A 1,224-nucleotide genomic window follows, 5' to 3' on the forward strand; every position below is an offset into this window, starting at 1 on the left:
CCGGAGCGTCGGCGGCGCTGGACGGCGGAGCAGAAGTTGGCGATGGTGCGGGAGAGCCTTGAGCCGGGGAAGTCGGTTTCGATGGTCGCGCGCCAGCACGGCGTGAACCCGAACCAGTTGTTCCACTGGCGCAAGCTGTACCAGGACGGGAGCCTGTCAGCGGTCAAGGCTGGCGAGGAAGTGGTTCCGGCGTCGGAACTGGCTGATGCGCTCAAGCAGGTTCGCGAGCTGCAACGGATGCTCGGCAAGAAGACCATGGAGAACGAGATTCTCCGCGAAGCAGTCGAGTATGGCCGTGCAAAAAAATGGATAGCGCACTCGCCCTTGCTGCCGGAGGACGACCAGTGAAGCTGGTTTGTGAAGTTCTCGGCGTGTCGCGCTCGAACGTATCGGCACGACTGTCGCGTCCGGCGACGTGGCGCGATGGCCGTCAATCGAGGCAAACCGATGATGCGGCCGTGGTCGAGGCAATCCGCCGGGTCGTCGGCGATTTGCCCAGCTACGGCTATCGACGGGTTTGGGGCACGTTGCGCAATGAACGCATTGCGGCTGGGCTGGTGCCGTTCAATGCCAAACGCGTCTATCGCGTCATGCGCACGCACGGGCTGCTGATGGAGCGCCGACCGATTCCACCCCGGCCGCAACGTCGGCACGACGGCAAGGTGGCTGTAGCGCGCAGCAATCAGCGTTGGTGCTCGGACGGCTTCGAGTTTCGCTGCGACAACGGCGAACCGCTGCGTGTGACGTTCGCGCTGGACTGCTGCGACCGTGAAGCGATGAGTTGGGCGGCCACGACGGCGGGTCACAGCGGCGACATCGTGCGCGACGTGATGCTGGCTGCAGTGGAAAACCGGTTTGGCAACGAGCTGCATACACCGTCCGAAATCGAGTGGCTAAGCGACAACGGTTCAGGCTACACGGCCGACGACACGCGTCGGTTCGCAGTGGCCATCGGCCTGAAGCCATTGACCACTCCGGTGTGCAGCCCGCAAAGTAACGGGATGGCCGAGAGCTTCGTGAAGACGATGAAACGCGACTACGTCGCCTTCATGCCGAAGCCGGATGCAGCGACTGCTGCACGCAACCTGGCCATCGCGTTCGAGCATTACAACGAGAAGCATCCCCATAGCGCGCTGAAATACCGCTCGCCTCGCGAGTTTCGGCGCTCGATGGATTCAGCAACCTTAGTGTGAGGCTGTGTCCGGGATTGCAGGGTCAACTCCA

General features: G+C 62.8%; 1 protein-coding gene. It reads left to right on the forward strand.

Going from position 1 to position 1,224, the window contains the following annotated elements; genetic code table 11:
- A protein-coding gene (locus tag F3J20_RS31680) for an IS3 family transposase (RefSeq protein ID WP_167285835.1) occupies positions 1-1,193 on the forward strand; the annotation gives its coding sequence in 2 pieces (ribosomal slippage) (positions 1-298 and positions 298-1,193; 1,194 coding nt annotated over the 2 pieces). This gene is flagged as partial in the annotation.
- Positions 1,194-1,224 lie beyond the last annotated feature (31 nt).

Origin of the sequence: Paraburkholderia sp. Cy-641 (assembly GCF_011752945.1) — a bacterium.
Lineage (GTDB): Bacteria > Pseudomonadota > Gammaproteobacteria > Burkholderiales > Burkholderiaceae > Paraburkholderia.